Source organism: Rhodopseudomonas julia (assembly GCF_030813515.1).
Classification (GTDB): domain Bacteria; phylum Pseudomonadota; class Alphaproteobacteria; order Rhizobiales; family Afifellaceae; genus Afifella; species Afifella julia.
Genome location: NZ_JAUSUK010000002.1, coordinates 1,612,089 through 1,637,825, shown reverse-complemented (window position 1 = coordinate 1,637,825; position 25,737 = coordinate 1,612,089). Strand labels below are relative to the sequence as shown.

The window sequence follows — 25,737 nt, the reverse complement described above, 5'->3', positions numbered from 1 at the left end:
CCCGTGCTCGCAAATCCGATCGTTGTGGGGAAGGCTGGGGCCTTAGTCGAAGAGACTGGAGACCGATTTTTCCAGCGCGGTGCGCGAGATTGCCTCGCCGAGAAGAGCCGCGATCGAAACCACGCGCACATTGTGAGCGCTGGTGACGGCCGCCGTCGGCTCGATGGAATCGGTGATGACGAGTTCGGTCAGCCGCGAGGCCGTGATGCGCGCGACCGCGCCGCCCGAAAGCACGCCGTGGGTGATATAAGCGGTGACGGACGTTGCGCCCTTGGCGAGCAGCGCGTCGGCCGCATTGCAGAGCGTGCCGCCCGAATCGACGATGTCGTCGACGAGAAGGCAGTCGCGGCCGGCCACCTCGCCGATGATGTTCATCACTTCCGATTCGCCGGGACGCTCGCGGCGCTTATCGACGATCGCCAGCGGCGCATCGATGCGTTTTGCGATGGCACGCGCGCGCACCACACCGCCGACGTCAGGAGACACGACCATGACATTGCCAAGCTCGTAATGCTCTTTCACGTCGCGCGTGAACACAGGCGCCGAATAGAGATTGTCCGTTGGGATGTCGAAGAAGCCCTGGATCTGACCGGCGTGCAAGTCGAGTGTGAGGACACGATCCGCACCGGCTTCAGTGATCAGATTGGCCACGAGCTTGGCCGAGATCGGCGTGCGCGCCGCAGGCTTTCGGTCCTGGCGGGCATAGCCGTAATAGGGGATCACTGCCGTAATGCGCCGCGCTGAAGCCCGTCGGAGCGCGTCGATGATGATCAACAGCTCCATCAGGTTGTCGTTGGCGGGGAAGCTCGTCGATTGGATCGCGAAGACGTCTTCGCCGCGCACGTTCTCCTGGATCTCTACGAAGATCTCTTGGTCGGCGAACCGTCTTACGGCACATTTTGCCAGCTCCACATCGAGATAGGAACTGATCTGCTGCGCAAGACTCCGGTTGGAATTGCCGGCGACGATTTTCATCGGCTGGAAGCCCTCTCAAACATTCAGGCGGCTCTCCGGAGTGGTGAGCTGCAAAGGAAGCGCCTTTCGGCGCGGTCACCATGCACGGCGGCAAGGCTGGCGTATAGCGAACTGTGTGCGCTGATCAACCGGATGCGAGCCAGGATGTCAGTTTGTCGAGCGTTTCCTGCGAGACGAGCGCCAGCGTCTTGTCGTCGACGGCCGACCACGGATCGCTCGCCTTGCGCTCAATCATGATCTTTCCGGCAATTCGATGCACACGCTTCAAGTCAGGCGAGAGCACGTCCCAGACATAGACGACGAGCGTTCCGTCGTCTTCAGCGACAGCCGAGAGATAACCCTTCATGGTGTAATTGGCGGTCGCGTCTTGAAAGTTGGCTAGCGCGATCCCGCGGCTCGTCGCGCCACGTGCCACTTCCACGGCAAGCGCGTCGGCAATTTTCTGCGGCGGTCCCGTCAACGGCGCGAAGGCAATACGAGCGTCTGTCGTCACCTTGCTTGAACTGGACACAGAAGCACCTGGCCCGCCCGTGTTGAGAGCGGGGTTGCATGCGGCCAGTGGGATGAGCGCGAGAAACGCCAGAAGCGGAGACAGTCGCATAATCAAGCCTTTTCAGAAGGGCCTCATACCGGCTGACCGTGTCGACGTCCACCAGCTAAAGCCGCCAGTCCCCTGCGTCTTTGCATGGCAGACAGACGCACCTCGTGCTTTCTGCCTATGCCAAGACAATTGCCGAGAGCAGGCGTCCATAATCCTTTTCGTTGCGATGGGTCGCGCGACGATAGGAAAAGAAGCGTTCTTCATCCGCATAGGTGCATAGATCGAGGTTGTGAGCCTCGATGCCCGCCTCTCGCAGACGCTTCAGAATGTAAGCCGGGAGGTCGAACATGGCGTGGCCGGCCCGCTCGGATGCGGCGAAGAATGTCTTGTTCTCGCCGTCCGCAGATACAAAGCGGTCCACGAAATCCTCGCCGACCTCGTAGTTTTTGGCCGAGATCGTGGGGCCTAGAACGGAGACAATGGAGGATTGCTCGGCGCCGAGTTCCGCCATTGCGTCGATGGTGGCTTCCAGGATGCCGGAGAACGCGCCCTTCCATCCAGCGTGCGCTGCGCCGATCACGCCCGCCTTCGCATCGGCAAAAAGAACCGGGCCGCAATCGGCGGTGCCGATGCCGAGAAGGACCCCGCGTCGGTTCGTCACCAGGGCATCGCAACGCGGCCCTTCGCCGGGCGCCCAGACCTCGTGGACCAAATTTGCATCGCTGCTGTGGATCTGGTGGGGCGTTGCGAGCTGCTCCGGCGCGACCTCCAGATGACGGCAGGCCCGGGCGCGATTTTCCAGGATGTGCAGACGGTCGTCTGCGGAGCCGAGCCCGGTATTGAGGCTCGCATAGATGCCCTCCGAGACGCCGCCCTCCCGCGTGAAGAAGGCGTGACGGATATTCGGGAAGGCGAGGGCATCAGCCTGAATCGGTGTCGGAGACATTCTTCTCTCAAGGTCGTGGAGTGGCTGGTCGAGATCGGATCATGCAGGACGGTGGCTCTCAACGAAACGGCGAGGCTGCCAGACCTGTGAGCTTTTCATCAATGGTCTTCATCTCGGGGGTTGTCTTGCTCCGGCTGTGGAAACGGGCAACGAGAGGTCGATGCGGCCGGCCCTGGCGAAAGTGAGCGTGACCGGGATTCGTTCATTTTGGATAAGAGGTTTCGACAGTCCGCAGAAGACGAGATGCTCGCCTCCGGGCGCGAGCGTGATCGTGCGGCCGGGTGGAATGTTGATGCTTCTGAGCCGACGTGTTTCGAGGGTGCCGTCTTCATTGAAGCTTGTTTCCCGCAGTTCGCTCCGGTCGGCAAACGGCGTCTCCACATAAAGAAGGCGCTCCGGCTGCAGGCCGGTATTGGTGATGATGAGGTAAGCGGCCGTCTCTTGTGCCGGTCCTGGCGTTGCCCGTGCAAAGCCCGAATGAATGCGCACGGTACCGCCAGAGGCTTCGCCGGGTCGCTGGATGAGCGCCGTCGCCGGCTCTGCCGAAGCGGCGATGAGTAGGGCAAAGGCGCCAAACAGGAGCTGCCGGAAATGCATGTTCGCCGCGTCTGCCGGGCTATTTCGACGCTTCAGGAGGATGCGTGGCTCCAATCGCTGCCGTCGGCAAATCGAGTTCGACTTTTCCCGCATGCTCGAAAGTGAGCGTGACCGGTACCGCCTTTCCCGCGGTCAAGGTGGTCTCAAGCCCCATGAACATCACGTGGTTCCCGCCGGGCTCTAGCGTCACGCTCTCGCCCGGCCGGATTTCGAGACCCTCGCTCATCGCCCGCATTCTCATGACACCGTCCTGCATGCTCATCGCATGGACGGCGCTTTCCTCCGCGAATGGGGCAGAGACGGAGACGAGCCGGTCTGGCTTAGAACCCGCATTGGAGATGGTGAGATAGCCGCCGGCCGACGGTGCGCCTGGCGGTGTTGCTCGGGTCCATGCATCGCTGATCGTCAGATCTCCGACCTTGATCGGTCCCGCGCCCTGGGCGAAGGCGCTCCCGCCGCCGGCAATCAGTCCCGCGGCCAGCCCTGTGGCGATCAATGAGCGAAAAGAGTGAGAGAGCGGCATCATCTGTCCTTCCTGCCGGGATGAGACGTGTCTGCGCCAAAACGATGGCGGCGCTGCGGACGAGCCGCAAAGGGACCCGCGCGAGCCCACTGCTCAGAAACTAAGAGGTGGCAAAGGGTGCCGGCACGAGCCCGGGCTTGACGATGGCCAGAACCTTGAAGAGCTCCCCCATGTCCTCAGGACCGGCAAGGCGGGTCACCTCGTTGCGAAGTGCTTCCTGCTCCTCTTCGCTGCGCCCGAATCCAAGTCGTCCGGCGCGCTCGACGAGACCGAGGTGCAAGAGAAACTCGCCCTGATGCATGGGGCCGTAGACATCCGCGCCGGCCGTAAAGGCCGCATCGGATAGAGCGGAAAAATCGACGTGAGCCGTCAGGTCCACCTCGCCAGGCCGTTTCAATGGGTCAGCGAATTCGTGCCGGGCTACGGCCTGGAGCGTATCTCCGAAACCCGCCTCGCCATGGCCATAATCGATGATGAGGGCGCCTCCGCCGTCGCTTGCAAAGCGCTCTGCCAACTCTGCCACGATCGGTGCTGCTGCGGGCCGCTCCTCCCAGACATCGCCCTCCTGCGGTTCGAACGGCACATTCTCCGGGCGTCCCGGTCCAAAGCCGAAAGTCAGCTCGCCCTCGGCATCGAGGCCAAGCATGCGCTCTTCCCAGCTCCCCCGCCTGAAGACGAATTGCCGGATCGGCAGCGCGTCGAAAAACTCGTTGGCGACCACAAAAAGGGGACCCTGCGGCAGCGTCTGGAGGCTCTCATGCCATTCTTTCCGGCCAGCGAAGGATGCAAGAGCGGTTTCCTGCGCCTTGGCCAGCACGGGGCTCGTCTCCACGAGATGCACCGAAAGCCCGTTGCAGAAGTTCGGCTTCAGACGCACGACACGCAGAATGTCGCTCATCAAGGTGCCGCGGCCCGGCCCGAGCTCGACGAGGTTGATGGGCTGCGGACAGCCCGCCTGTTGCCAAAGATCGATGATCCACGCCCCGATGATCTCTCCGAACATCTGGCTGACTTCGGGGGCCGTGATGAAATCGCCCGTCGCGCCGAACGGGTCGCGGGTGACGTAGTAACCGTGTTCGGGATGGCCGAGGCAATGGCCCATCCAGCTTGCGAGCGTCATCGGTCCGTTGGTGCGGATGATGTCTTTCAGCGCGTCTGAAAGTGTACCCGTCACACCCCAACCTCCGTCGGCCGCGGGCCGCGCCGCCATGCGTAGATGACTGCTCCGGCACCGATCAGAATCATCGGAACCGACAAGATCATGCCCATCGTCAAGAAGGCAGCGATGAACCCAAGCTGGGGGTCAGGCTGGCGGAAAAACTCGACGAAGATACGGAACGATCCGTAAAAGATGAGGAAGGCGCCACTCGTCAGGCCGGGATAGCGCAAGCTCCTGAAATGATGTGTCAGGAGTCGCAGAATGAGGAACAGCAGGACACCCTCCAGAGCCGCTTCATAGAGTTGGCTCGGATGCCTTGGAGCTCCGCCGCCGCCCGGAAAGATCATTGCCCAGGGAACGTCCGTCGGGCGCCCGAAGAGCTCGCCGTTGATGAAATTGGCGATGCGGCCGAAGAAGAGGCCAAAGGGGACAGCGGTCGACACGACGTCGAAAAGCGACATCAAAGGCAGGCCGCGTTTCCAGGAAAACGCCATCATCGCCACGATTGTGCCAATCAACCCGCCGTGGAACGACATGCCGCCCTCCCACAGCCGAAAGAAGGCGAGGGGCTCGTTCAAAAAATGGTCTGGCTGGTAGAAGAGCGCGTATCCCAGGCGCCCGCCGAGAATGATGCCGACGGTGATCCACAAGACAAAATCGTCGAGATCCGCCGCCGTCAGGGGCGCGCGGCCTCCCTGCCAGAGGCGCGGATTGCCAGCCTGGCGTCTCGCATACCACCAGCCGAGAAGGATGCCGACAAAATAGGCGAGGCCGTACCAGCGCACGGCGAGGGGGCCGATCTCCACGGCAACGGGATCGATCTTCGGAAACGGCAGGGCCACGGGAGTCACGATGCTTCTGTGTTAAAGCGCGCCGGACCCTTGCCCAGAATGGCGCTGCTGGTCAACCGGGCGCGGGCTGTGGCCGCCGCGCTCCCTCTCCCGCGACCCCACGCCCTTGTCTCTCCGCTTGCGGCCGGGCGCGGAGCTCCTATATCTCACCCTCTGTATGCCGCAGCGCCACCGAAGGAACGCCTGGCGTCAGTGCCAAACAATGCCGGAAAGGGATCCCGATGACGCAGACCTCCAATCGCCTCATGGACGAATTCGCCAAGCTGATGACGGATGCGACGGGGGTAGCCCAGGGGGTGCGGCGCGAAGCCGAAACAGCGATGCGCTCTCAGCTGGAGCGCATCATGTCCGAGCTCGATCTCATCCAGCGCGAAGAGTTCGAAACCGTTCGCGACATGGCTCTGAAGGCGCGCGCGGAGAATGAAGCCTTGCAGCAGCGCGTCGCTGCTCTCGAAGCTCGGCTTGCCGGCGACGAAGCACGGCTTGCGGCCGATGAGGAAGGTCCTCTCGCCGACTGACGTTTCTCTCCCGTACGACAGCTGCCCCGACGTCGGGTTCGGCGTCGGGCGATCGGTCGTGGAAAAGCCCGCTCAGGCCGAGCTGCGGGTTTTGCGGCACGCCTTCGTTCCTATACTTGGAAATGAAAGAGATTCGTGGCGTCATCAAATCGACACGGCCACACCTAAGGCTAAAGAACTGAAGGAGCTGCTGATTCTCATCGCGTCCCATCACTTTTCGATGCCTTGCAACCTCCCAAGATGCGAGGGCCAATTATGAGCCTGCTCGATTTTCAGACCGCTGCCGCCGGAAATCTTGTCGACCTGGTGGAGCAGATCGCCACCTATCACGATTGGAGCTTTGACCGGTCCGGCGAGGACGAAATTACGGTTTCGATCGCCGGCAGCTTCTGCGACTACAATATTTCGCTGTCATGGATGGAAGAATTGGAGGCAATGCATCTTGCGGCTGCCTTCGATTTTCGTGTCAGTGAGCGCCGCAAGACGGAAATCATGCGTCTTCTGGCGCTGGTGAACGAGCAATTGTGGATCGGTCATTTCGATCTTTGGCAGGCCGAAGGCGTCATCATGTACCGCAGCGCACTGCTTCTTTCAGATGGGGCGGAGGTCAACACCGGTCAGCTTGAGGGAATTCTCTCCGCGGCGGTGGAAGCCTGCGAGCGCTACTATCAGGCTTTCCAGTTCGTCATCTGGGCCGGCAAATCGCCCGAGGAGGCTCTCGGCTCCGTTCTCTTCGAGACGCTTGGAGAGGCATAGACTATGACCGCCGAAGCGGATCTTTCTGAGATTGGACCTGTTCTCCTTGTCGGTGCCGGGCGGATGGGGGGCGCCATGCTGGAGGCATGGCTTTCGGCTGGTCTCGCGCCGGAGAGGACAATTGTCCGAGATCCTGGGCTTTCGCCGGAGAGAACGCATGAGCTCGGCTCCCGCGGCGTGGTCATTTCGAATGGCCCCGACGGGTTCGACAGCGCGCCGCGTTTGCTGGTGCTTGCCGTCAAGCCGCAGCAGATGGACAACGTTTTGCCAGAAGCGGCGCTATACGCCGGCAAAGAAACGCTGATCATCTCGGTCGCTGGCGGGATCGGTCTCGGCCGATTGGCGAAGGGCTTTGACGTATCCTCGCGTATTGTGCGGGTTATGCCGAATACCCCAGCGCAGGTCGGCGCGGGCATGGCTGTTGCGGTCGCCAACGATGCGGTGACTGCGCAGGATCGCGCTTTGGTCGATCGCCTGATGCTTCCGACAGGAAAGATCGCTTGGGTCGACGATGAAGGGCTGATCGATGCGGTGACGGCGGTCTCAGGCTCGGGACCCGCTTACGTCTTTCATCTCGTAGAGGCGATGGCTGCAGCAGGCGAAGCCGCTGGACTGCCGGCGGAACTTTCCATGCAGCTTGCACGCCAGACGGTGGTCGGAGGCGGGGCGCTTCTCGCCGCAAGTCCGCTGTCTGCGGAGGAGCTGCGCCGCAATGTGACGTCTCCAGGCGGCACCACTCAGGCAGCTCTCGAAGTGCTGATGAGCGAGCACGGTCTTGTCGATTTGATGCGCGAGGCGGTCGCCGCCGCCAAGCGGCGCTCGATCGAGCTTGGCTGAGGCTGCCTGCGGCATTGTGGCGGGGTCTTGCCCGATGAGAGCGGCCTCTATCTACAAGAGCGCCACGCCATGTTGAGGGCAGAAGGGAATTGACCACGATGGCCACTGCCAAAACCCGCGATAAGATCATCGACGCATTGCTCGACCTTGTAGCCGAGCGCGACTGGGATGAGGTGACGCTCGCCGACATCGCCGACGAGGCAGGGGTCACCCTGCAGCAATTGCGCGAGGCTTATGACGGTCGGGGCGATATCGTCGGGGACTTTTGTCGGCGGACCGATCGGGCCGTCCTTTCCAATCTCGATCCGGATATGGCGTTTGAAAGCACGCGCGAACGGCTCTTCGATGTGCTGTTTTCGCGCTTTGAAGCCTTAGGGCCCCATAAGAATGCGGTTTCCGGTTTGGCCCATTCGGCGAGACGGGATCCACTTTTGGCCGCGGAGCTGAACCGCCACCTTGTCACGTCGATGGCCTGGATGATGACTGCGGCGGGTATTTCTTCCGGCGGACCGGCGGGTTTGGTCCGGGCGCAGGGCCTGGCTTTCCTGTGGGGTCGCGTGATGCGCACCTGGCTGAGGGACGACGATCCGGGGCTTGCGCGCACAATGTCCGCACTCGACCGCGAACTCCGCAAGGGCGAACGCGCCGTGATGCGGCTCGATCGGCTGGCGCGTTTCCTGCCACGGCCGCCCGGAGGCCGTCGCCACACGACGCCGCGAAATGCGCCGACGCCTGAAGAGGCGGCGCGCTCTGATGGTGCACAGGCAGCCGGGGCCGCCGAAGTATGAGCGACTCGGTTTGCGAGACGATCGCCTTCGACGATTTCCTGAAAGTCGATATCCGTGTCGGACGCATTGTCGAGGCCTCCCCGTTTCCGGAAGCGCGCAAGCCCGCCTACAAGCTTCTCATCGATTTTGGCGAGGAGATCGGGCAGAAGAAATCATCGGCCCAGATCACCAAGCATTATGAACCGAGCGAGCTCGTCGGGCGGCAGGTGCTTGCCGTCGTGAATTTCCCGCCGCGCCAGATCGGCCCCATGCGCTCGGAAGTTTTGACGCTTGGCGTTCCTGACGCCGACGGGGAGGTCGTGCTGATCGAGCCGAATCTCGAGGTGCCCGTCGGTGGGCGGCTTTTTTAGGGGCGTTCAGGCAGGAATAGTCACCACCGCCCTCAACCCGCCAAGCCGGCTGTCTTCCAGGGCAATGTCCCCGCCATGGCTGCGCGCAATGTCGCGCGCGATGGCAAGCCCCAGCCCCGTTCCGCCCACGTCGACGTTGCGGGCATCATCTAGCCTGTAGAACGGGCGAAACACCGCCTCCTTATCCTCGTCGCGAATACCCGGGCCATCATCGTCGATGCTGATTTCCAGGATGCCGTCGCGGTGGGTGGCGCTGATCTCGATGCGATCGGCAAATTTTGCCGCGTTTGTGAGAAGGTTGGAGAGGCAACGCGCGAGAGCTGTCGGGCGCACGTGGATCTCCGGCTCGCCCGAGAAATTCAACACGACCGTATCGCCGTTGCATCGCGTGTGTTCGGCAAGGGTTTCGAGGAGATCGGGCAGCACGACGGCTTCCGTCTCTTCGCCGGCATCGCCCTTGGCGAAGGCCAGATAATCCTCCAGCATGCGGCTCATCTCTTCGACGTCATTCTGCATCGCCTGGCTCTCTTCGCCTTCCGGCAGCAGAGCGAGCTCTAAGCGAAACCTTGTCAGAATGGTCCTGAGATCATGACTCACGCCTGACAGCATCGTGGTGCGTTGCTCGATCTGGCGTTCGATGCGCTCGCGCATGTCGAGAAAGGCCTGGCTCGCCTGTCGGACCTCCCGTGCTCCTCGTGGTTTGAAGTTCTCCACGTTGCGGCCTTTGCCGAAACTTTCGGCCGCATAGGCGAGGGCGACGATCGGCTTGATCTGATTGCGCAAGAACAACAGCGCGATCGCCAGCAGGATAAGTGCGCTGCCGCTCATCCAGACGAGAAAGATGTGAGAATTGGAGGCATAGGCGCGTCGGCGCGGTGCGAAGACGCGCAGGACGACATCGTCGAGCCGAATGCGGATCTCGACGAGATCGGAATTGCCAACAGTGTCGATCCAGAACGGGCGTCCGATCACCTGAGTGATCTGCTCCGACAGGGTGTGGTCGAGGAGAGAGAAGAAGGGCTTCGGAACGGGCGGGGGCAGGGGGTCCGGCGGCAAAATGGAAACGGTGAGTTGAAACGTGTCGGCAGCGAGCCGCGTGACGTCGAGATAACCCGGCTCGTGCGGATAGCGCTCGATCACCGCAATGAGGGCGGCAATGTCGCCTGTGAGTGATTGTGACAGACGTTCGGTGACGAGCTGCCAGTGCCTCTCCATGAAGACATAGGCGACGATCGCCTGGAGAATGACGATCGGGGTGACGACGATCAAAATGGAGCGGGCAAAGAGCCCTTTCGGCATGCGCCCCATGAGGCGGTCGCCGAACCCTCCGAACGGACGGATGCGCTTGAGCCGGCGTCGCCAGCGTCTGAGCTGCCGTCGCAGGCCTTGGTGATTGAGGCGCGCAAGCGTGCCGCGGTCGGAGAAAACGGCGGAGACTGCGCGTATAAGGAACGGCGCTCGCGGCATTCTGAATCAGTCGACCATCAACCGGTAGCCGATGCCGCGAACCGTCTGCAGATGCACCGGGTTTGAGGGATCGGCTTCGATTTTGCGCCGCAATCGGTTGACCTGCACGTCGACGGTGCGCTCGCCACTCGCATCTGAGCTGGACAACAGCTCATGGCGGGGAACCGTCTCGCCCGGTCGGCTGGAGAAGGCGGTCAGCAATTCGCGCTCGCGGTCGGTGAGACGGATCGGCTCCAACCCGCGTTTCAGCTCGCCCCGCTCAAGATTGAATGTGAACGGGCCGAAGCGCACGAATTCGATCTCGCGCACGGGCGGCGGGCTTCCCCGCTTAAGGATATTACTGATACGCAGAAGCAGTTCGCGCGGCTCGAAGGGCTTGGCAAGATAATCGTCGGCGCCGAGCTCCAGACCCCGCACGCGGCTTTCCGCCTCCGAACGCGCTGTCAGCATCAAGATCGGTACGTCGTCGGTTTTCCGCAGGCTTGCCACCAGATCCATGCCGTTTTCGCCCGGCATCATCACATCGACGATGAGAAGATCGAAGGTCATGGCCGAGAGGTGACGTCTCGCCTCTTCGGCGGAGGCTGCAACGGTCACGCGGTAACCGCCATTCCTCAAAAAGCGCGAAAGCAGAGAACGGATGCGATTGTCGTCATCGATGACGAGGAGATGGGGAGCGTCGTCCGGCAGCTCCGCCGGCACTGCCTGCTCGACGACAGTCATGCGCTGTTTCTTTCCTCAAACACCCGTCGCGCCACGTCACCCTGTTCCGCTTCATTGACCATATTGAGCAGAAAGTCCGCGACCGTGTCCCGCGCATCGGGCCCGAGGTGAGCCAATGCTCTCTCGATTCGGCGAGATTGTGGTTCGCGTAGCCGCGCGGCCAGGGCTTCGCCCTCAGATGTGGCGAAGAGCAGTCTTTCCCGCCGATCGGTCTCGCCCGGCTGCTGCTCGATGTAACCTCCGGTGATGAGCTGCTTCAAAACGCGGCCGAGACTCTGCTTGGTGATTTTCAGCATGTCCAAGAGGTCCGCCACGCGCATACCAGGGTGGCAGGTCACGAAATGCAGCACTCGATGATGGGCCCGACCGAACTCATAGCGCGCGAGGATCGCGTCTGGATCGGAAATAAAATCTCGATATGCGAAAAAGAGCAAAGACATTATGTCGTCGTAGCGCTCTTTGGGAAAAATCGGCGCGATCCGTTCGCGTGAGGGCGTAATTACGTCAGCCATGTTGACATATTTTCCGTCGTTGACTACGAAGGTCAAGCCGTTTGTGTATGGTTGCTGGGGCAGGAGAGACAGTCCACGAGGGCGCACTCTTGCCGCAGACCTTACAAGATGCGCCGCCGAAAGCAATGCAAGCTCAAGGGTAGGAGAAATCAATGGCAGGCGTTCCCTTCGATAAAATGCAAGGCAAGATCTGGTTCAATGGCGAGTTCGTCGACTGGGCCGATGCAAAGATTCATGTTCTGACGCATGGTCTTCACTACGGTAGCTGCGTATTCGAGGGTGAGCGCGCCTATGGTGGGGTAGTCTTCAAGAGCCTCCAGCACACGCAGCGCCTTCACAATTCTGCGGAGATCTTGGATTTTAAACTGCCTTATTCGGTGGATGAAATCGAAGAGGCGAAGGCCGAAATTCTGCGGGTGAACAACTTCACCGACGCATATCTGCGGCCCTTTGCCTGGCGCGGCAGCGAAATGATGGGCGTCTCGGCTCAGAAAAACCGGATCAATGTGGCGATTGCCGCCTGGCAGTGGCCGTCCTATTTCGATCCGGAAGAGCGGCTGAAGGGCATCAGGCTCGATATCGCGAGCTATTGCCGGCCGGATCCGCGCACTGCGCCCGTCCATGCCAAAGCAGCCGGGCTTTATATGATCTGCACGATCTCCAAACATGCGGCGGAGAGCAAAGGCTATGCCGACGCTCTGATGCTCGATTGGCGCGGCCGGGTCGCTGAATGCACGGGTGCCAACGTCTTCTTCGTGAAGGACGGGGTCCTGCATACGCCGGAACCGGATTGCTTCCTCAACGGCCTCACGCGCCAGACGGTCATCGAGCTCGCGGAGGCGCGTGGGCTGGACGTCAAAGTGCGGGCGATCATGCCCGAGGAGCTCGATGGTTTCTCCGAGTGCTTCATCACCGGAACGGCCGCCGAGGTGACGCCGGTCTCGGAGATCGGACCCTATCACTTCACGCCGGGCGAGATCTCGAAGACGATGTTCGAGGATTATATCGCCGCCGTGACGCCGGCTTCGGCACCTCAGAAGGTGGCTGCCGCCGGCTGAAGCGCGCGACCACATCGTGAATTCGAAAAGGGCGCTGCGGCGCCCTTTTTGCTGTCTGCGGGATGTTCGAAAGTCCGTGCTGGAACTGCGGCTTCAGCGCTCACGGCTTCTGCCAGCGCCCGGCTGCGGCGTCGTCCACAGCCTTCGCTTGCACCCAATCGCCTTCTTGATCACCGACGCGTTCTTCCTTCTTCCAGAAGGGCGCGCGGGTTTTGAGATAGTCCATCATGAAGGATGCTGCCTCGAAGGCGGCTTGACGATGGCTCGAAGCGGCAGCCACGAGCACGATCGGCTCGCCGGGCACAATGCGGCCATGACGATGAATAGCCGTGAGCCCGCTCAAGGGCCAGCGCGCGACGGCCTCTTCGGCGATGCGGCTGATTTCAGCTTCCGCCATGCCGGGATAGTGCTCCAGCGTGAGAGCGGCGAGCGTGCCGCCTTCATCGCGGCAATAGCCGGTGAAGGTGACGAGCGCGCCGACATCGCTGCGCCCCTCGGTCAGGCGAGAGCTTTCTTCTTCGATATCAAAGGATTGCGGCTGGATCCGGATTCGAATTGTGCAGGACATGAATCACTTTCTCAGCCGTCGTCACGCGCTCGCGCACTTTGGGCCACGGCAATCGGAGCAGCTTCAGCCGCCCGTCATGGGCGGGAAGAAAGCCACCTCTTTCGCGCCTGCGAGCGCCGTGTCATGGTCCGCATGCTCATGATCGATCGCGGCGCGGATGATGTCCGGCTCGGCGAACGCGGCCGCATAGCCCTCATCCTTGCTGGAAAGCCAGCTGATCAGATCGCCGACAGTGGTGACCTCGCTGGGCACGTCGATGTTCTCTCCTGGGCTTCCGATCCGCTCTCGCACCCAAGCGAAATAGCGCAGTTCGAGGCTCATTCGTCCACCAGATGCTTCAAGCCCGCGCGGAAATAATCATAGCCGGTGTAGAGCGTCACGATCGCCGCCAGCCAGAAGAAGGCGAGCCCGAGATCGATGATGATGCCGCTCTTGGCGCCCTGGATCGCCGGCGCGATCAAAAGCGCAGCGATCGCGAAAAGCTGCATCGTCGTCTTCCATTTCGCGAGCTTGGTGACCGGCACGCTCACGCGCAATTCGGCCAGGAACTCGCGCAAACCGGAGACCAGGATCTCACGCATCAAGATGATGATTGCCGCCCAGATCGTCCAGCCGGCGAGCATGCCGTCCGCCACCAGAATGAGGATCGCCACGGCGACAAGAAGCTTGTCGGCGATCGGGTCGAGCATGCGGCCGAGGGCCGATTGCTGTTCCCAGATCCGGGCGAGATACCCGTCGAAATAGTCCGTGATGGACGCCGCCACGAAGATGACGAAGGCGATCCAGGGACCGATATCGGGGATGAAAAAGGCGCCAAGAAGCGGCGCCGCTGCTATCCGACCATAGGTCAGGACGTTCGGTATCGTAAAAGCCTGGATGTGCGGGGTGCGGGCCGCGTTTTGTGCTTCCATGCTCATGCCTCAGCTTGTTCCTTGCCCGCTCGCAGTGTCAACGGTCTCAATAGCAGTGCCTGACAAAACTTTTGTAATTGTCACGCTGATTGTTAGCCAAGACCGGTGCCATTTTGTCTCAGCCGCCGTGCTCGTGGAAATGGTCGTAAATGATTTCGGCCATTTGTTCCGAGATTCCCTCCACATCCATCAGGTCTTCCACGCCGGCCCGGCTAACGGCGCGAGCCGTTCCGAAATGGCGGAGAAGCGCACGTTTTCGTGAAGGACCGATCCCGGAAATCTCGTCGAGCGGATTGGCAGCCATTGCCTTTTTTCTACGAGCGCGGTGCGAACCGATGGCGAAGCGGTGCGCCTCGTCACGCAGACGCTGAATGAAATAGAGCACTGGGTCGCGGTGGGGGAGCATGAAGGGAGCTTTTCCCGCCATGAAAAAGGTCTCGCGCCCCGCTTCGCGGTCGCGGCCCTTCGCGATGCTGACCACGGGTTGATCTTCGATCCCGAGCTCCTTCAAGACTCCCAGCGTCGCGGAGAGCTGTCCCTTGCCACCGTCGATGACGATGAGATCCGGCCAGGCGGGTATCGCGTCGCTTTGTGGTTCGCCGCCATCGTCGGATGGCTGCTCTTGCGGAGCGCGCGGACCGGCCTCCTTGATGAGCCTTGAAAAGCGGCGGGTGAGAACCTCCCGCATCATGCCAAAATCGTCGCCAGGCGTGATCTCTTCGGAGCGGATGTTGAACTTGCGATAATGCGGTTTGGAAAAGCCCTCGGGCCCGGCGACGATCATGCCGCCGACCGCATTCGTTCCTTGGATGTGGCTGTTGTCGTAGACCTCGACGCGGCGGGGAGGAGAGGAGAGGCCGAATGCCTCTCCGAGCCCCTGCAGCAGGCGGGCCTGGCTGGAGGTTTCCGCCAGCCGCCGGCCCAAGGCTTCGCGTGCGTTCGTCAGCGCGTGCTCGACGAGTTCGCGTTTCTCTCCTCGCTGCGGAACATGGACCTGGATGCGGTGCCCGGCGCGCTCGCTGAGCGCCTCGGCAAGCAGCGCACGCTCCTCGAACTCCTCCGAGGCGAGGACGAGTTTCGGGACCGGTTTGTCGTCATAGAACTGTGCCAGAAAAGCCTGGAGAACCTGGGGCGCCTCCATCGTCTTGTCGGCCTTCGGGAAATAGGCGCGATTGCCCCAATTCTGCCCGGTGCGGAAGAAGAACACCTGAACGCAGGCCATGCCGCCCTCCTGATGGATGGCGAAGACATCGGCCTCTTCGACACTCTGCGGATTGACGCCCTGGTGGGACTGGACATGCGACAGCGCCGCCAGCCGATCACGATAAACCGCGGCCTGCTCGAAGTCGAAGCGAGACGAGGCGGCCTCCATTTCCTGGGCGAGCTCTGTGCGCACAGCCTGGCTGCGGCCGGACAGGAAGGCGCGGGCCTCGTCGACGAGCTTGGCATAATCGTCGACCGAGATCTCGCCGGTGCAGGGGGCCGAGCAGCGCTTGATTTGGTAGAGAAGGCAAGGACGGGTTCTGCTCTCGTAAACGGAATCGGAACAGGAGCGAATGAGGAACGCCTTCTGCAAAGCATTGATCGTTCGCCCGACCGCGCCGGCCGAGGCAAACGGCCCGTAATAATCGCCCGCGCGTTTGCGGGCGCCGCGATGCTTCACGATCATCGGCGCCTCGTGATCGCCGGTGATCAGGATGTAAGGGAACGACTTGTCGTCCCGCAGCAGAACGTTAAAGCGCGGCCGCAAGCGCTTGATGAGATTCGCTTCCAGAAGAAGCGCCTCGGTTTCCGTCCGGGTGCGCACGAAATCCATCGCCGCAGTGGCGCGGATCATGCGGGCGATGCGGTTGTTCTGGCCGCCGAGCCGCGTATACGAAACGACGCGCTTCTTGAGGCTGCGGGCCTTGCCGACATAGAGCACCTGACCGTGCTCGTTGATCATGCGGTAGACGCCGGGTGCGTTAGGCAGGGTCTTGACGGCGGCCGCAATCACGTCCGCGCCGGGCTCGGCCGGGGGCAGCTCCTCGAATGCAATGCCGGAAACCGGCTCTGCCGCGGGCGTGCGAGGGGTATCGGAGGCCGTGACCTCGTCCCCGGAGGAGACGGAATCGACCGGGTCCGCTGTTTGTGCGACCTCCGCCTCCCCACCGTTGCTGATATCCTCACTCATATGTCGTCCAAGATAGGCGCTTGTTAGCCTTTGCGCACCCGCCTCATGCTCTTTCGCTCTTGCTCCCGCCCTCGATATGGCCGCCGAACTCGGCCCGCAGCGCCGAAAGCAGCTTGTCGGAAAAGGTGCTTTCCCGTCTGGAACGGTAGCGGGCGAACAGGGCAGAGGCGATGGTGGCAGCCGACACCTCTTCCTCGACGGCGGCCTCCAATGTCCAGCGGGCCTCGCCGGAATCGGCGACATGTCCACGGAACGATTCAAGCGCCTGGTCCTTGGCGAGCGCTGCGGCCGAAAGATCGAGCAGCCATGAGCGGATCACCGAACCGCGGCGCCACACTTCGGCGATGTCGGCACAATCGAGGTCGAAACGCTCGTTTTCTGGGCGCGCAGCCGTGCCGGCATTGCGCAGGATGTCGAAACCTTCCGCATAAGCCTGCATCAGCCCGTATTCGATGCCGTTATGGATCATCTTGACGAAATGGCCGGAGCCTGCCGGCCCGCAATGCATATAACCCTGCGCCGGCCGGGGATCGCGCCCATCGCGGCCGGGTGTCTCGGGGAGATCGCCGATGCCCGGCGCGAGGGAAGCGAAGATGGGATCGAGACGCGCAACCTCTGCGTCCGGACCGCCGATCATCATGCAGAAGCCTTCGCGCTCTCCCCAGATGCCTCCGGAAACACCGACGTCGAGATAGGCAATGTCTTTCGGCTCCAGGAAGCTGCGCCGCGCCACGTCGTCCTTATAATAAGAATTTCCGCCGTCGATGATGCAGTCGCCGGGAGAGAGGATGTCGGCGAGGGCGCGGATCGTGCTTTCCGTCGCCTCGCCATGCGGGAGCATGACCCAGACCGCGCGGGGCGGCGCGAGCGCGGTGACCTGGCTCAGCGCCGCGAGCGGGCGCGCGCCCTCGCTGGCGAGAGCATCGATCGCACTTTGGTTGCGGTCGAAGACGAAGGGGGTGTGGCCTGACGCCATCAGGCGCCGGGAAAGTCCCGCGCCCATGCGGCCGAGACCAATCATCGCTATGTCCATCGGGTTCTCCTGTTGCCGCGGGGGAGGCGCGGCCGTTCACGTGAGGTGCTGGCCGCTGTCGAGGGCAATGAACTGGCCCGTCAGCGACCGCGTCTGCCACAGATAGCGGATGGTGCGACCGAAATCGGCGAGGTCGACGGAACGCCCGAGAAGCGTCTCCTGTGCCACTTCGCGCTCGAACCCAGCCTCCCCATCATGCGGGTTGGGCAATGTCGGTCCGGGACCGATCGCATTCACCCTGACACGAGGGGCGAGCGCCTGCGCGAGCGTCTGCGTCGCCGTCCAAAGCGCGGATTTGGAGATCGTATAGGAGACGAACTCGGCGTCCGGCTTCAAAACCCGTTGGTCGACGATGTTGACGACGAGGCCTTCGACGTCCTGCGGCAAGAGCCTGGCGAAGTCGCGCGTGAGGAAGACGGGAGCTCGCAGATTGATCGCGAGCTGTTTGTCCCAGACCTCCGCGGTCAAGGTTTCTGCAGCGTCATCCCAAAAGACCGAGGCATTGTTGACGAGAAGTGTGACCGGCCCGAGGGCGTCGGCAACGCTGGGGAGGAGGCCCTCAAGGGCCTGGGCGTCGCCGAGATCGGCGGCGAAGACCGCGGCCTCTCCGCCGGCATCGCGAATGCCCTGAGCGACGTCCTCCGCTTCGTTCTTGGAAGTGTTGCAGTGAATCGCGACCCGCCAGCCGCGCAGTGCCAGATCTTCCGCGATCGCGCGCCCGATGCGTCTCCCCCCGCCGGTGACGAGCGCAGTGCGCGGAGATGGATCTGAAAAAGCTCTATCAGGCATCGCTCAGGCGCCGGGAAAAGCGACGGCGCCCCAGATGAGGCCCCCGTAAGCGAGGACCAGGGCAAGCCCGCCTAGGCGGCCGATCGGCCAGCGCATGCCAAGGAACGGCACCAGGACAAGCGAGGCTGCGACCATCGCCCAGAACTCATAGACGAGGAAGTCAGGTGGGACGACGAGCGGCACGGCGCTCGCGGTGACACCGAGGATGAATAGGATATTGAAGATGTTGGAGCCGATGGCGTTGCCGAGGGTCATGTCGGAATGACCGCGCCAGGCAGCCATCACCCCGGCGGCGAGTTCCGGCAGCGAGGTGCCGACGGCAACGACCGTGACGCCGATGACCGTCTCCGAAAGACCGAGCATCTCCGCGAGCCCGATGGCTCCATCGACGACGAAGTTTGCGGCAAAGGGCAGGGCGGCGAGGCCGCCGATTGCCATCAAGGCGGCGAGCGGCGGGGAGAGGTTGGTCCGGAGCTCTTCGATTTCCTCCTGCTGGCGCCGGGAATCGCGGGTCACGAGGATCTGGGCGACGAAGAAGGCGATAAAGCAAAGCAGAAGAATCCCGCCGTCGAGCCGGCTCAAACTTCCATCCCAGCACAATGCGATGAGAAGAACGGTGGCTGCGACCATGACGGAGAAATTCCGCTTCAGTCCGGTCGCGTTCACGGCCGTTGCGAAGATTAGCGAGGGGAGGCCGAGACATAAGAGGATATTGGCAATGTTGGAGCCCACCACATTGCCGATGGCAATGCCGCCGGACCCGGCAAGGCCCGCCTGCAAGGACACCACCAATTCGGGCGCCGACGTACCGAGGGCGATGATGGTGAGGCCAACGACGAGGGGCGGGACGCGGAACCGCTCAGCCAAGGAGACGCTACCTCGCACCAGGATGTCGGCGGCAATCATGAGGAAGATGAGGCCGGCGATGAGGGTGAGGAGGCTCGACATGGGCGGCGGGATCCGATCCGTTGGGCTGCAGCGCCCCATATAGGCGGGTATTTCTCGCTCAACAGCCCCGTCGTCGTACGCGATGCGGCGCCCGTCAGGTCGAGGAGAGCTTCTGGCGCGCCTCGAGGAAGCGCCGAATGCGACGTTGTTTCGCTGCCGCGATTTCGTGCGCATAGCGCGCGCCCAGCACGCCACCCGTCCAATGACGACGGAAAATGAAGTACTTAGCGAATTGCATCGGGTATTCGGTGAGAAGCCTGAGCCTCAAAACGAGGGGCGAGCGGCGCCCGGCCTTCTCAATCGTCTGGAGATCGGAATAGCCGTCGAGCTTGGCGCGAATATGCGCGAAAGAGCGGAACGAGAAATGCCACACGGCCCCCGGTACGAGACCCGACGGCAGACCATGGTCGACGACGCGGTCGTCGGTGAGGCTCGGCGAATACCGCGCAACACGTCTGTCGTAGAGGCGAACCGGGCTGACGAAGTCGGCAAAAAGGCGCGGATGGTGGTGGCGCGGATAAATCGTGACGATGCGGATGCGATAGAGGCTGAGCGGAGGCTCGCCATCGGCGAACAACGCGCTGATACCGCCGACGACTTCGGGTTGAGGAACCTCGTCGGCGTCGAGGTTGAGAAGCCAATCGTAGCGGCATTGCTCTTCGGCAAAACGCTTCTGCGGGCCGAAGCCCTGCCAGTCGTGATGCACGACACGTGCGCCAAGGCGTCTCGCCAGCTCCTGCGTGCCGTCGGTGGAGCCGGAATCGACGACGACGATGTCGTCGGTCAGGCCGCGGACGGCCGCGAGCGTCTCGCCGAGGCGGTCGGCTTCGTTGCGGGTGATGATGAAAATGGAGAGAGGAACGGTCACTTGCGGCTTGTGCGAATGGTCATAGATTGAGGTGGAAGAGGCTCTATTGCAGGGAATCACCGGCGCAGGTGTGGCAGCTGAGACACGTTAACTCTTGATCACGGAATTGTTCAGGTTTCACCCTTTTTTCGACCGGCCGGTATCACAATCTAAGGCTAGCTCCGAACGAACGACGGCTATAGGATTTCATCGGAACATCCTTCGGCCTTACGCGTTGAGGTTATCGGAGGAGTGGAGGTTAACATGCGCAAACCGCTGGTTCTCGCTGCTGCTTTCGGCTTGGTGGCATCGTCTGCGCTGGCTGCCGATCTGCCGGCGCCCGAAACCTATACCTCTGAGCCTCCTATGGTCACGTCCACCGGCCCGAACGACTGGTCCGGTTTTTATCTCGGCGCCATGCTCGGCTATTCCACGGGCGAGAGCGATACGAGCGTCGGCAATGTCGATGTCGACGGTGTCGATGGCGGGATTTACGCCGGCTATCAGCGCCAGTTCGATCAGTTCGTGGTGGGTGTGGAAGCAGATGCGCTCGCCTCTGGTCTCGACGGTAACGACTACGGCATTTCCGTTGAGCAGAACTGGACGGGCTCTTTGCGCGGTCGGGCCGGCATCGCGCTTGATCGGTTTCTTCTCTACACGACCGGCGGTGTCGCGCTGAGCGACGTCAAGGCGAAGGCGGGTGGTGTGAGCGACAGCGACACGCGTGTCGGTTGGACGCTCGGCGCGGGTGCAGAAGCCGCGATCACCAAGAACCTGACGGCGGGTGTCGAGTACCGCTACACGGATTACGAGGACAAGACGTTCAGCCTCACGGCGCCGACCTCGGTTGATCTCGACACACATTCGGTCCGTGCCCGCGTCGGCTACAAGTTCTAGGGCTGCTTGCTCCGGGGACGGCTCGAAAGCGGGGCGCGCACCCCGCGCCAACGATACGCAAATGAATGCGAGCCCGGCCTCAGGTCGGGCTTTTTTGTGGCTGTTTGCTGTGCTCGTAGATGACGGGCCAGTCAGCGGGCAAACGACCCCGGCATTCCTCTTCGGCGGCATAACGGTTTAGGCGGAAGGCATAATCCAGGAAGGTGAAATCGGCTTGCGTGCCGCAATCGCCAACGCCGCGTCCAAGCGCGGTCGCCGAAAGGTGGTCTCCCTCGAGCGCGACATTGAACAGGAGATCGGTCCCGCTCCAGCCATAGGCCTTTGACCATTGCGGGAAATAAAGTGTCTGGAGGCCGCCGATTTCTCCCGTCTCGCGCAGATAGAGCCGATAGGTGACATTGTAGGCCGCGGCGACGCAGGGAATGGCATAGACGATCGCCGTATCGCTGACCCGCGAGATGAGCGGCGGGATTTCCCGCATCAGTTCGCTGTCGAGAGCTTCGCAAGCGCTGGATTGCTGATGTCTCTCGAGAACGATCGCCGGAACGGCCGACGCTTCGATCGATAAGGTCTCGATATCGGTCGCCGCCTCTGCGTCCACCGCGTCCTGTTCCGGGGTGGCGGCGAGGCGCTTCTCCCCCACGATGCCCATCTGTTCCTCCGCCCATAACAATGAGGCGGAGAGGCCTGAAAGCGAGAAGAGCTGACGGCGCGGCTCGCCGGTGACGTCGATATATTCCACGATGAGCTGCGTTCCGTCCTGCAGGGAGCTCATCAAAGCGGCCCGCACCCTGTCGTTGCCGCGCACGAAGCTTCGTCCTGCCTCGCCCGTAAAACTCCAACCCGATTGGGCCTGCAGCACGGTTTTGCTGCCGTCGATCAAAAGGGTGAGGGGCCGGTCGGGATCCGGCAGCGGATCGGAGAAGTCGAAGCGAATGTACCAGCCGGGGGCCCCCTCGCTTCGATCCAGCGAGAATTGCGTGGAAGGGCCGTTCATCTGGGCGCTGCAGCTGGCCTCCGGAGAGCACGTCACCGACCAATCGCGAAAACTGTTCGTCTCTTGCGCGTGAGCGGGAGAACAGACGAGCAATGGGAGGACGACAAGGCTGAGGCTGCGCATACACCACCTCCGGCGGCCTCATCGGGCCCGGTTGGAAGTCAGAGGAGCCGATGCCGCCTGAACGGTCGGTTGCAGACGTGACCTACCGCATCGTGCTGCAACCGGCGTCGTAAACCCGCCAGGGATCAAGGCCGAGGACGCAGAAATCGATGCCGCGGCCAAGCGAGGCAAAGCCCATATTTTCTTGGACGATGTAATAGACCGATCGCATGGTGCCGTCGCTCATGAGTGCACGCGCCTCGCAGCGGTCATTCATGATCCGGCCCGGAGCCGTCCCGTCCGTGTAACGCAGACGTGGCTCGACGACGTTGTCGATCAAAAGGCCGCGGTGCCAGGTGTTTTTCTCCGCCCAGGCGAAGCGTTCCATGATCCTGTTGAGAACGGCGGGCTGATCGCAGCTCGTCGGCTGTGCCGGTGCGACGGCGTAAACCCCCGCATCGTAGCCCCGCGCGAGATCTGCAGCATGGGCCTGAGGTTGAGCGAGACATGCCCCGAGGACGGCTCCAAGAGCCAAAAACAGCCTATTCATGCGCATTCCGTCCTCTGCTTTTGCACCACCATGAGCGGGCGAGCCCCGCGAATCAAGCATGCCAGGAAGAATAGCTCGGACGTGTTGCAGACTTGCAAAAAGCCGCCTCGACTGAGACGATCTGTGGCTACCGTAACCTACGCGCAACGCGCTAGAAATCGGTTGTCATGGAGTTTTCAATTTCAGGGAAAGGAGCGGCGAAATGAGCGGCAGAGACGCAGGAGGTGCGAGGCGCGAGGGGCCGCGATGCATCGCCATCGTTGGCCCCTTCGCGAGCGGTAAGACCAGCCTCTTTGAGGAGATCCTTTTCCGAACGGGCGCGATCCCCAAAGTGGGAACAGTGGCCTCAGGAAACACCGTCGGTGATGCCTCGCCGGAAGCGCGCGAGCACGCCATGAGCGTTGAGCTCAATACGGCCACGACCACGTTCATGGATGAAACCTATTGTTTCATCGACTGCCCGGGCTCCGTTGAATTCGCTTACGAATCCGATCCGGTGCTCGCCTGCGTCGACGCGGCGATCGTGGTGGCGGAGCCCGACGACAAGAAAATTCCTGCGCTCCAGGTGGTGATGAAGCATCTGGAAGAGCGCAACGTGCCGCGCCTTTTGTTCTTCAATAAGATCGATCGGGCCTCGGGCGGTGTGCGTGACGCGCTCGAACTGCTGCAGCCTGTCTCGTCCGTGCCGCTCGTTCTGCGGCAGCTGCCGATCTGGAAGGATGGCATCGCGGTCGGTTTCGTCGACCTCGCGCTCGATCGTGCCTTCCTCTATCGCGAACACGCGCCGAGCGAAGTCGTCGACATGGCGGAGATGGAGCGCATGGAGAGCGACGAAGCGCGCTTTTCCATGCTGGAATCGCTCGCCGATCACGACGACGCTCTGATGGAACAGCTGCTGGAAGACATTCAGCCGCCGCGCGACGACGTCTTCGCTGACCTCGTGAAAGAGATGCGCGCCAGCGAGATCGTTCCCGTCTTCCTCGGCTCGGCCGCAAATGGCAACGGAATCATGCGCCTCTTGAAGGCGCTGCGCCACGAGGCTCCCGACGTCACCGACACCCGCGCCCGTCTTGGCCTGGAAGATGCCGCCGGTCCGCTCGTGCAGGTGATGAAGACCATTCACACCAGCCACGGCGGCAAGCTTTCCTTGAGCCGCGTCCTTGCCGGGTCGGTGGAAGATACCGCCGAACTCGACAATGCCGCCGGCCCAGCGGGCAAAGTCTCGGGCATCTACGACCTCCTCGGACAGAAGACGACAAAGCGTGGTGCTGCCAAAGCCGGCGATACCGTCGCTCTCGGCAAGCTCGATGGGGCTGTGACCGGCGATACGCTGTCGGCCAAAGGGGCGTCGGTGCCCACGATCGCTGTGCCGAAGCCGCCACAGCCGGTGTTGCACAAGGTGGTGCGGCCAAGTGAGCGCAAGGACGACGTGAAACTCTCGGCCGCTCTTGCCAAGCTCGTTGACGAAGATCCCTCTCTTGCCGTCGAGCACCGTCAGGAAACGGGCGAGACGGTCGTCAGCGGGCAGGGGGAGATGCATCTGCGCGTCGCGCTTGAGAGGCTTGCGAGTAAGAACGGCCTGTCGATTGAGACCTCCGTTGCGACCGTACCCTACCGCGAGACCATCAAGGGGTCAGTCACGCAGCGTGGTCGCCACAAGAAGCAGTCGGGCGGACATGGTCAGTTCGGTGACATCGTGATCGACATCAAGCCGCTGCCCCGCGGTTCCGGTTTCGTCTTCAACGAGACGATCTCCGGCGGTGTGGTTCCGCGGCAGTATTTCTCCGCGGTCGAGGCCGGCGCAAGAGAGGCGCTGGAAAGCGGCCCTCTTGGCGGCTTCCCGGTCGTGGATGTCAGTGTCACTCTGACCGACGGTTCCTATCACTCCGTCGATTCCTCCGAGCAGGCGTTCAAGATGGCGGCGATCCTCGCCATGCGCGAAGGATTGCCGCAATGCCAGCCGGTCATCCTGGAGCCCGTCCTGAAGGTCGAGATCACTGTGCCGAGCGATGCGACGCCGAAAGTGAACGCCATCGTCTCAGGGCGACGCGGACAGCTTCTCGGTTTTGACGGCAAGCCGGATTGGGAGGGCTGGGACGTGATCTCGGCGCTCATTCCGGAAGCCGAGATTGCCGATCTCATCATCGAGTTGCGTTCGGCCACACAGGGCGTCGGCACCTTCACCTCAAACTTCGATCATCTGGCCGAAGTCCATGGGCGGCTTTCCGACGACATTCTGAAAGCGGCCTCGAAAGAGGCGGCGTAGCCTCGCGGGGTTTTGTTCGAACTGGCGCGGCCGAAAGGCCGCGCTTTTCATATGTGAAGAGAGTGACGCGGCAAGACGCCGAGAAAAAGGCCTCAGACCGCGCTCATTGCGGATGCGGCGCTCGCGTCAATAATGCCAGCGGCGTGCCATGGCGATGAGAAAGTCTCGGAAAACCTGGACGCGGGCGGAGTTCCTGAGCTCTTCTGCGTAAACGAAATAGGTGTCGAACGCCGGCACTTCCGCTTCCGGCAGGATGGCCACCAGCGGCGACTGCTCGTTGACGAGGTAGTCGGGAAGCATGGCGATGCCGAGCCCTTTTTCGATGGCACGCCGGATCGCCACGACATTGTTGATCGCCATGATCGGAGTGCGCGGCTCGCCGTTTTCGCGGCCGCTGCTCATCAACAAATTCATGTCGCGGAGATAGGCCGGGGCATTTTCGCCATAGACGATGATGCGGTGATCATCGAGCTCGGCCACACTTTTCGGCTGTCCGAAACGCTGGAGATAATCGGGCGAGGCGTAGACGTGGAAGTGCACCGTGAACAGCTTGCGCTGAATGAGATCGGGCTGGGTGGGCGCACGCAGCCGGATCGCCACATCGGCCTCACGCATCGACAGGTCGAGCTCGTCATCGTCGAGCACGACTTGCAGATTGATCTGCGGGTAAAGGTCGATGAATTCGTTGAGACGCGAGGCGAGCCAGCTGGAACCGAGCCCGACGGTGGTCGTGACTTTGAGCGCGCCTGACGGCTGCCCCTTGGAATCTGCCAGTTCTGCGCGCGTCTGTTCGAGCTTCACCAGCACTTCCCGTGCCGTGCGCACGAGCAGTTCGCCCTGCTCCGTCAGGATGAGGCCGCGGGCGTGGCGGTGGAAGAGGGGAACCCCGAGCTCTGATTCCAGTGCGCTCACCTGTCGGCTGACGGCCGACTGGCTCATGTTGAGCGAATCGCCGGCATGGGTAAACGACCCGGCTTCTGCCGCCGCGTGGAAGATCCGCAGCTTATCCCAATCCATCACACCCCCTTCAGGGTCCCTGCGCCCCTGAGGTCTTG

The 25,737-nt window shown here is 62.2% G+C and carries 29 protein-coding genes; 8 read left to right on the top strand and 21 right to left on the bottom strand.

Features of this window, described 5'->3' with window-relative positions; translation table 11 throughout:
* Positions 1–42: 42 nt before the first annotated feature.
* The 7 genes from J2R99_RS16900 to lgt all read right to left on the bottom strand — a co-directional run bounded on the left by J2R99_RS16900 (position 43) and on the right by lgt (position 5,595).
* On the bottom strand, positions 43–975 hold the full coding sequence (locus tag J2R99_RS16900; protein WP_307155529.1) for a ribose-phosphate pyrophosphokinase: 933 nt from the start codon (positions 973–975) through the stop codon (positions 43–45).
* 124 nt (positions 976–1,099) lie between these two features.
* Positions 1,100–1,486, bottom strand: a complete 387-nt coding sequence (locus J2R99_RS16895; protein ID WP_307155528.1) for a hypothetical protein — start codon at positions 1,484–1,486, stop codon at positions 1,100–1,102.
* 205 nt (positions 1,487–1,691) lie between these two features.
* Positions 1,692–2,462, bottom strand: a complete 771-nt coding sequence (pgeF, locus tag J2R99_RS16890; protein ID WP_307155527.1) for a peptidoglycan editing factor PgeF — start codon at positions 2,460–2,462, stop codon at positions 1,692–1,694.
* Positions 2,463–2,570: 108 nt separating this feature from the next.
* Positions 2,571–3,059 (bottom strand): copper chaperone PCu(A)C, encoded by a 489-nt coding sequence (locus tag J2R99_RS16885; RefSeq protein WP_307155526.1) that lies wholly within the window; start codon positions 3,057–3,059, stop codon positions 2,571–2,573.
* Between the two features lie 19 nt (positions 3,060–3,078).
* Positions 3,079–3,585: a copper chaperone PCu(A)C gene (locus J2R99_RS16880; RefSeq protein ID WP_307155525.1), complete on the bottom strand. Its 507-nt coding sequence runs from the start codon at positions 3,583–3,585 to the stop codon at positions 3,079–3,081.
* 97 nt (positions 3,586–3,682) lie between these two features.
* Positions 3,683–4,756 (bottom strand): class I SAM-dependent methyltransferase, encoded by a 1,074-nt coding sequence (locus tag J2R99_RS16875; protein ID WP_307155524.1) that lies wholly within the window; start codon positions 4,754–4,756, stop codon positions 3,683–3,685.
* A complete protein-coding gene (gene lgt, locus J2R99_RS16870) occupies positions 4,753–5,595 on the bottom strand; it encodes a prolipoprotein diacylglyceryl transferase (protein ID WP_307155754.1) in 843 nt (280 codons plus the stop codon). The genes J2R99_RS16875 and lgt overlap by 4 nt, the downstream gene beginning before the upstream one ends.
* A 218-nt stretch (positions 5,596–5,813) precedes the next feature.
* Between lgt and J2R99_RS16865 the strand changes: the two genes are divergently transcribed.
* The 5 genes from J2R99_RS16865 (at position 5,814) to J2R99_RS16845 (ending at position 8,841) form a co-directional block, all read left to right on the top strand.
* Positions 5,814–6,110, top strand: a complete 297-nt coding sequence (locus J2R99_RS16865) for an accessory factor UbiK family protein (RefSeq protein WP_092815223.1) — start codon at positions 5,814–5,816, stop codon at positions 6,108–6,110.
* A 255-nt stretch (positions 6,111–6,365) separates the two neighbouring features.
* Positions 6,366–6,866, top strand: coding sequence for a type III secretion system chaperone family protein (locus tag J2R99_RS16860; RefSeq protein WP_092815220.1), 501 nt, complete (start codon positions 6,366–6,368; stop codon positions 6,864–6,866).
* 3 nt (positions 6,867–6,869) lie between these two features.
* The gene (proC, locus tag J2R99_RS16855) at positions 6,870–7,703 is read left to right on the top strand and encodes a pyrroline-5-carboxylate reductase (protein ID WP_307155523.1); all 834 of its coding nucleotides are present in this window, start codon (positions 6,870–6,872) and stop codon (positions 7,701–7,703) included.
* A gap of 98 nt (positions 7,704–7,801) precedes the next feature.
* Positions 7,802–8,491, top strand: coding sequence for a TetR/AcrR family transcriptional regulator (locus J2R99_RS16850; protein WP_307155522.1), 690 nt, complete (start codon positions 7,802–7,804; stop codon positions 8,489–8,491).
* Entirely contained in the window at positions 8,488–8,841 is a 354-nt protein-coding gene (locus tag J2R99_RS16845; protein ID WP_307155521.1) for a tRNA-binding protein, read from the top strand. Before J2R99_RS16850 ends, J2R99_RS16845 begins: the two co-directional genes overlap by 4 nt.
* Positions 8,842–8,847: 6 nt before the next feature.
* On the opposite strand, the gene J2R99_RS16840 is transcribed toward J2R99_RS16845, so the two are convergent.
* The 3 genes from J2R99_RS16840 to J2R99_RS16830 form a co-directional block, all read right to left on the bottom strand.
* Positions 8,848–10,140, bottom strand: a complete 1,293-nt coding sequence (locus J2R99_RS16840) for an ATP-binding protein (protein WP_370872431.1) — start codon at positions 10,138–10,140, stop codon at positions 8,848–8,850.
* A gap of 174 nt (positions 10,141–10,314) precedes the next feature.
* Complete coding sequence (locus tag J2R99_RS16835; protein ID WP_307155520.1) at positions 10,315–11,031, bottom strand: response regulator; 717 nt, start codon at positions 11,029–11,031, stop codon at positions 10,315–10,317.
* A complete protein-coding gene (locus J2R99_RS16830) occupies positions 11,028–11,579 on the bottom strand; it encodes a MarR family winged helix-turn-helix transcriptional regulator (RefSeq protein WP_307155519.1) in 552 nt (183 codons plus the stop codon). The genes J2R99_RS16835 and J2R99_RS16830 overlap by 4 nt, the downstream gene beginning before the upstream one ends.
* A 116-nt stretch (positions 11,580–11,695) precedes the next feature.
* On the opposite strand from J2R99_RS16830, the gene J2R99_RS16825 reads away from it, so the two are divergent.
* Positions 11,696–12,601, top strand: coding sequence for a branched-chain amino acid aminotransferase (locus J2R99_RS16825; protein ID WP_307155518.1), 906 nt, complete (start codon positions 11,696–11,698; stop codon positions 12,599–12,601).
* 100 nt (positions 12,602–12,701) lie between these two features.
* On the opposite strand, the gene J2R99_RS16820 is transcribed toward J2R99_RS16825, so the two are convergent.
* From J2R99_RS16820 to J2R99_RS16785, 8 genes are all read right to left on the bottom strand, one after another.
* Entirely contained in the window at positions 12,702–13,169 is a 468-nt protein-coding gene (locus J2R99_RS16820; RefSeq protein ID WP_307155517.1) for a molybdenum cofactor biosynthesis protein MoaE, read from the bottom strand.
* A 63-nt stretch (positions 13,170–13,232) separates the two neighbouring features.
* Entirely contained in the window at positions 13,233–13,490 is a 258-nt protein-coding gene (gene moaD, locus J2R99_RS16815; protein WP_307155516.1) for a molybdopterin converting factor subunit 1, read from the bottom strand.
* Positions 13,487–14,086 carry a CDP-diacylglycerol--glycerol-3-phosphate 3-phosphatidyltransferase gene (gene pgsA / locus J2R99_RS16810; RefSeq protein ID WP_307155515.1) on the bottom strand — a complete coding sequence of 200 codons (600 nt, stop codon included), beginning with the start codon at positions 14,084–14,086 and terminating at the stop codon, positions 13,487–13,489. Before pgsA ends, moaD begins: the two co-directional genes overlap by 4 nt.
* Before the next feature lie 112 nt (positions 14,087–14,198).
* The gene (uvrC, locus tag J2R99_RS16805; protein ID WP_307155514.1) at positions 14,199–16,253 is read right to left on the bottom strand and encodes an excinuclease ABC subunit UvrC; all 2,055 of its coding nucleotides are present in this window, start codon (positions 16,251–16,253) and stop codon (positions 14,199–14,201) included.
* 43 nt (positions 16,254–16,296) lie between these two features.
* Positions 16,297–17,286 carry a phosphogluconate dehydrogenase (NAD(+)-dependent, decarboxylating) gene (gnd, locus tag J2R99_RS16800; protein WP_307155513.1) on the bottom strand — a complete coding sequence of 330 codons (990 nt, stop codon included), beginning with the start codon at positions 17,284–17,286 and terminating at the stop codon, positions 16,297–16,299.
* Positions 17,287–17,322: 36 nt separating this feature from the next.
* A complete protein-coding gene (locus tag J2R99_RS16795) occupies positions 17,323–18,075 on the bottom strand; it encodes an SDR family oxidoreductase (RefSeq protein WP_307155512.1) in 753 nt (250 codons plus the stop codon).
* A gap of 3 nt (positions 18,076–18,078) precedes the next feature.
* Positions 18,079–19,023, bottom strand: a complete 945-nt coding sequence (locus J2R99_RS16790; protein WP_307155511.1) for a calcium/sodium antiporter — start codon at positions 19,021–19,023, stop codon at positions 18,079–18,081.
* A 94-nt stretch (positions 19,024–19,117) separates the two neighbouring features.
* Complete coding sequence (locus tag J2R99_RS16785) at positions 19,118–19,891, bottom strand: glycosyltransferase family 2 protein (RefSeq protein ID WP_200170579.1); 774 nt, start codon at positions 19,889–19,891, stop codon at positions 19,118–19,120.
* 243 nt (positions 19,892–20,134) lie between these two features.
* On the opposite strand from J2R99_RS16785, the gene J2R99_RS16780 reads away from it, so the two are divergent.
* On the top strand, positions 20,135–20,767 hold the full coding sequence (locus J2R99_RS16780; protein ID WP_307155510.1) for an outer membrane protein: 633 nt from the start codon (positions 20,135–20,137) through the stop codon (positions 20,765–20,767).
* A gap of 79 nt (positions 20,768–20,846) precedes the next feature.
* Here J2R99_RS16780 and J2R99_RS16775 read toward each other — a convergent pair whose 3' ends face one another.
* A complete protein-coding gene (locus J2R99_RS16775; protein ID WP_307155509.1) occupies positions 20,847–21,887 on the bottom strand; it encodes a DUF1176 domain-containing protein in 1,041 nt (346 codons plus the stop codon).
* Between the two features lie 82 nt (positions 21,888–21,969).
* Positions 21,970–22,422 carry a hypothetical protein gene (locus tag J2R99_RS16770; protein WP_307155508.1) on the bottom strand — a complete coding sequence of 151 codons (453 nt, stop codon included), beginning with the start codon at positions 22,420–22,422 and terminating at the stop codon, positions 21,970–21,972.
* 196 nt (positions 22,423–22,618) lie between these two features.
* On the opposite strand from J2R99_RS16770, the gene J2R99_RS16765 reads away from it, so the two are divergent.
* Positions 22,619–24,682, top strand: coding sequence for an elongation factor G (locus J2R99_RS16765; RefSeq protein ID WP_307155507.1), 2,064 nt, complete (start codon positions 22,619–22,621; stop codon positions 24,680–24,682).
* 126 nt (positions 24,683–24,808) lie between these two features.
* On the opposite strand, the gene J2R99_RS16760 is transcribed toward J2R99_RS16765, so the two are convergent.
* The gene (locus J2R99_RS16760; protein ID WP_307155506.1) at positions 24,809–25,699 is read right to left on the bottom strand and encodes a LysR family transcriptional regulator; all 891 of its coding nucleotides are present in this window, start codon (positions 25,697–25,699) and stop codon (positions 24,809–24,811) included.
* Positions 25,700–25,737 lie beyond the last annotated feature (38 nt).

Excerpts from the sequence above, each read along its gene's own strand:
- J2R99_RS16760 (WP_307155506.1), bottom strand. The coding sequence starts at position 25,699 with ATGGATTGGGATAAGCTGCGGATCTTCCACGCGGCGGCAGAAGCCGGG.
- J2R99_RS16850 (WP_307155522.1), top strand. The coding sequence starts at position 7,802 with ATGGCCACTGCCAAAACCCGCGATAAGATCATCGACGCATTGCTCGAC.
- J2R99_RS16860 (WP_092815220.1), top strand. The coding sequence starts at position 6,366 with ATGAGCCTGCTCGATTTTCAGACCGCTGCCGCCGGAAATCTTGTCGAC.
- pgsA (WP_307155515.1), bottom strand. The coding sequence starts at position 14,086 with ATGAGCATGGAAGCACAAAACGCGGCCCGCACCCCGCACATCCAGGCT.
- J2R99_RS16880 (WP_307155525.1), bottom strand. The coding sequence starts at position 3,585 with ATGATGCCGCTCTCTCACTCTTTTCGCTCATTGATCGCCACAGGGCTG.
- J2R99_RS16835 (WP_307155520.1), bottom strand. The coding sequence starts at position 11,031 with ATGACTGTCGTCGAGCAGGCAGTGCCGGCGGAGCTGCCGGACGACGCT.
- J2R99_RS16885 (WP_307155526.1), bottom strand. The coding sequence starts at position 3,059 with ATGCATTTCCGGCAGCTCCTGTTTGGCGCCTTTGCCCTACTCATCGCC.
- pgeF (WP_307155527.1), bottom strand. The coding sequence starts at position 2,462 with ATGTCTCCGACACCGATTCAGGCTGATGCCCTCGCCTTCCCGAATATC.
- J2R99_RS16825 (WP_307155518.1), top strand. The coding sequence starts at position 11,696 with ATGGCAGGCGTTCCCTTCGATAAAATGCAAGGCAAGATCTGGTTCAAT.
- J2R99_RS16865 (WP_092815223.1), top strand. The coding sequence starts at position 5,814 with ATGACGCAGACCTCCAATCGCCTCATGGACGAATTCGCCAAGCTGATG.
- J2R99_RS16900 (WP_307155529.1), bottom strand. The coding sequence starts at position 975 with ATGAAAATCGTCGCCGGCAATTCCAACCGGAGTCTTGCGCAGCAGATC.
- gnd (WP_307155513.1), bottom strand. The coding sequence starts at position 17,286 with ATGGACATAGCGATGATTGGTCTCGGCCGCATGGGCGCGGGACTTTCC.
- J2R99_RS16845 (WP_307155521.1), top strand. The coding sequence starts at position 8,488 with ATGAGCGACTCGGTTTGCGAGACGATCGCCTTCGACGATTTCCTGAAA.
- J2R99_RS16765 (WP_307155507.1), top strand. The coding sequence starts at position 22,619 with ATGAGCGGCAGAGACGCAGGAGGTGCGAGGCGCGAGGGGCCGCGATGC.
- moaD (WP_307155516.1), bottom strand. The coding sequence starts at position 13,490 with ATGAGCCTCGAACTGCGCTATTTCGCTTGGGTGCGAGAGCGGATCGGA.
- J2R99_RS16820 (WP_307155517.1), bottom strand. The coding sequence starts at position 13,169 with ATGTCCTGCACAATTCGAATCCGGATCCAGCCGCAATCCTTTGATATC.
- J2R99_RS16790 (WP_307155511.1), bottom strand. The coding sequence starts at position 19,023 with ATGTCGAGCCTCCTCACCCTCATCGCCGGCCTCATCTTCCTCATGATT.
- J2R99_RS16775 (WP_307155509.1), bottom strand. The coding sequence starts at position 21,887 with ATGCGCAGCCTCAGCCTTGTCGTCCTCCCATTGCTCGTCTGTTCTCCC.
- J2R99_RS16770 (WP_307155508.1), bottom strand. The coding sequence starts at position 22,422 with ATGCGCATGAATAGGCTGTTTTTGGCTCTTGGAGCCGTCCTCGGGGCA.
- J2R99_RS16795 (WP_307155512.1), bottom strand. The coding sequence starts at position 18,075 with ATGCCTGATAGAGCTTTTTCAGATCCATCTCCGCGCACTGCGCTCGTC.
- uvrC (WP_307155514.1), bottom strand. The coding sequence starts at position 16,253 with ATGAGTGAGGATATCAGCAACGGTGGGGAGGCGGAGGTCGCACAAACA.
- J2R99_RS16780 (WP_307155510.1), top strand. The coding sequence starts at position 20,135 with ATGCGCAAACCGCTGGTTCTCGCTGCTGCTTTCGGCTTGGTGGCATCG.
- J2R99_RS16840 (WP_370872431.1), bottom strand. The coding sequence starts at position 10,140 with ATGCCGAAAGGGCTCTTTGCCCGCTCCATTTTGATCGTCGTCACCCCG.
- proC (WP_307155523.1), top strand. The coding sequence starts at position 6,870 with ATGACCGCCGAAGCGGATCTTTCTGAGATTGGACCTGTTCTCCTTGTC.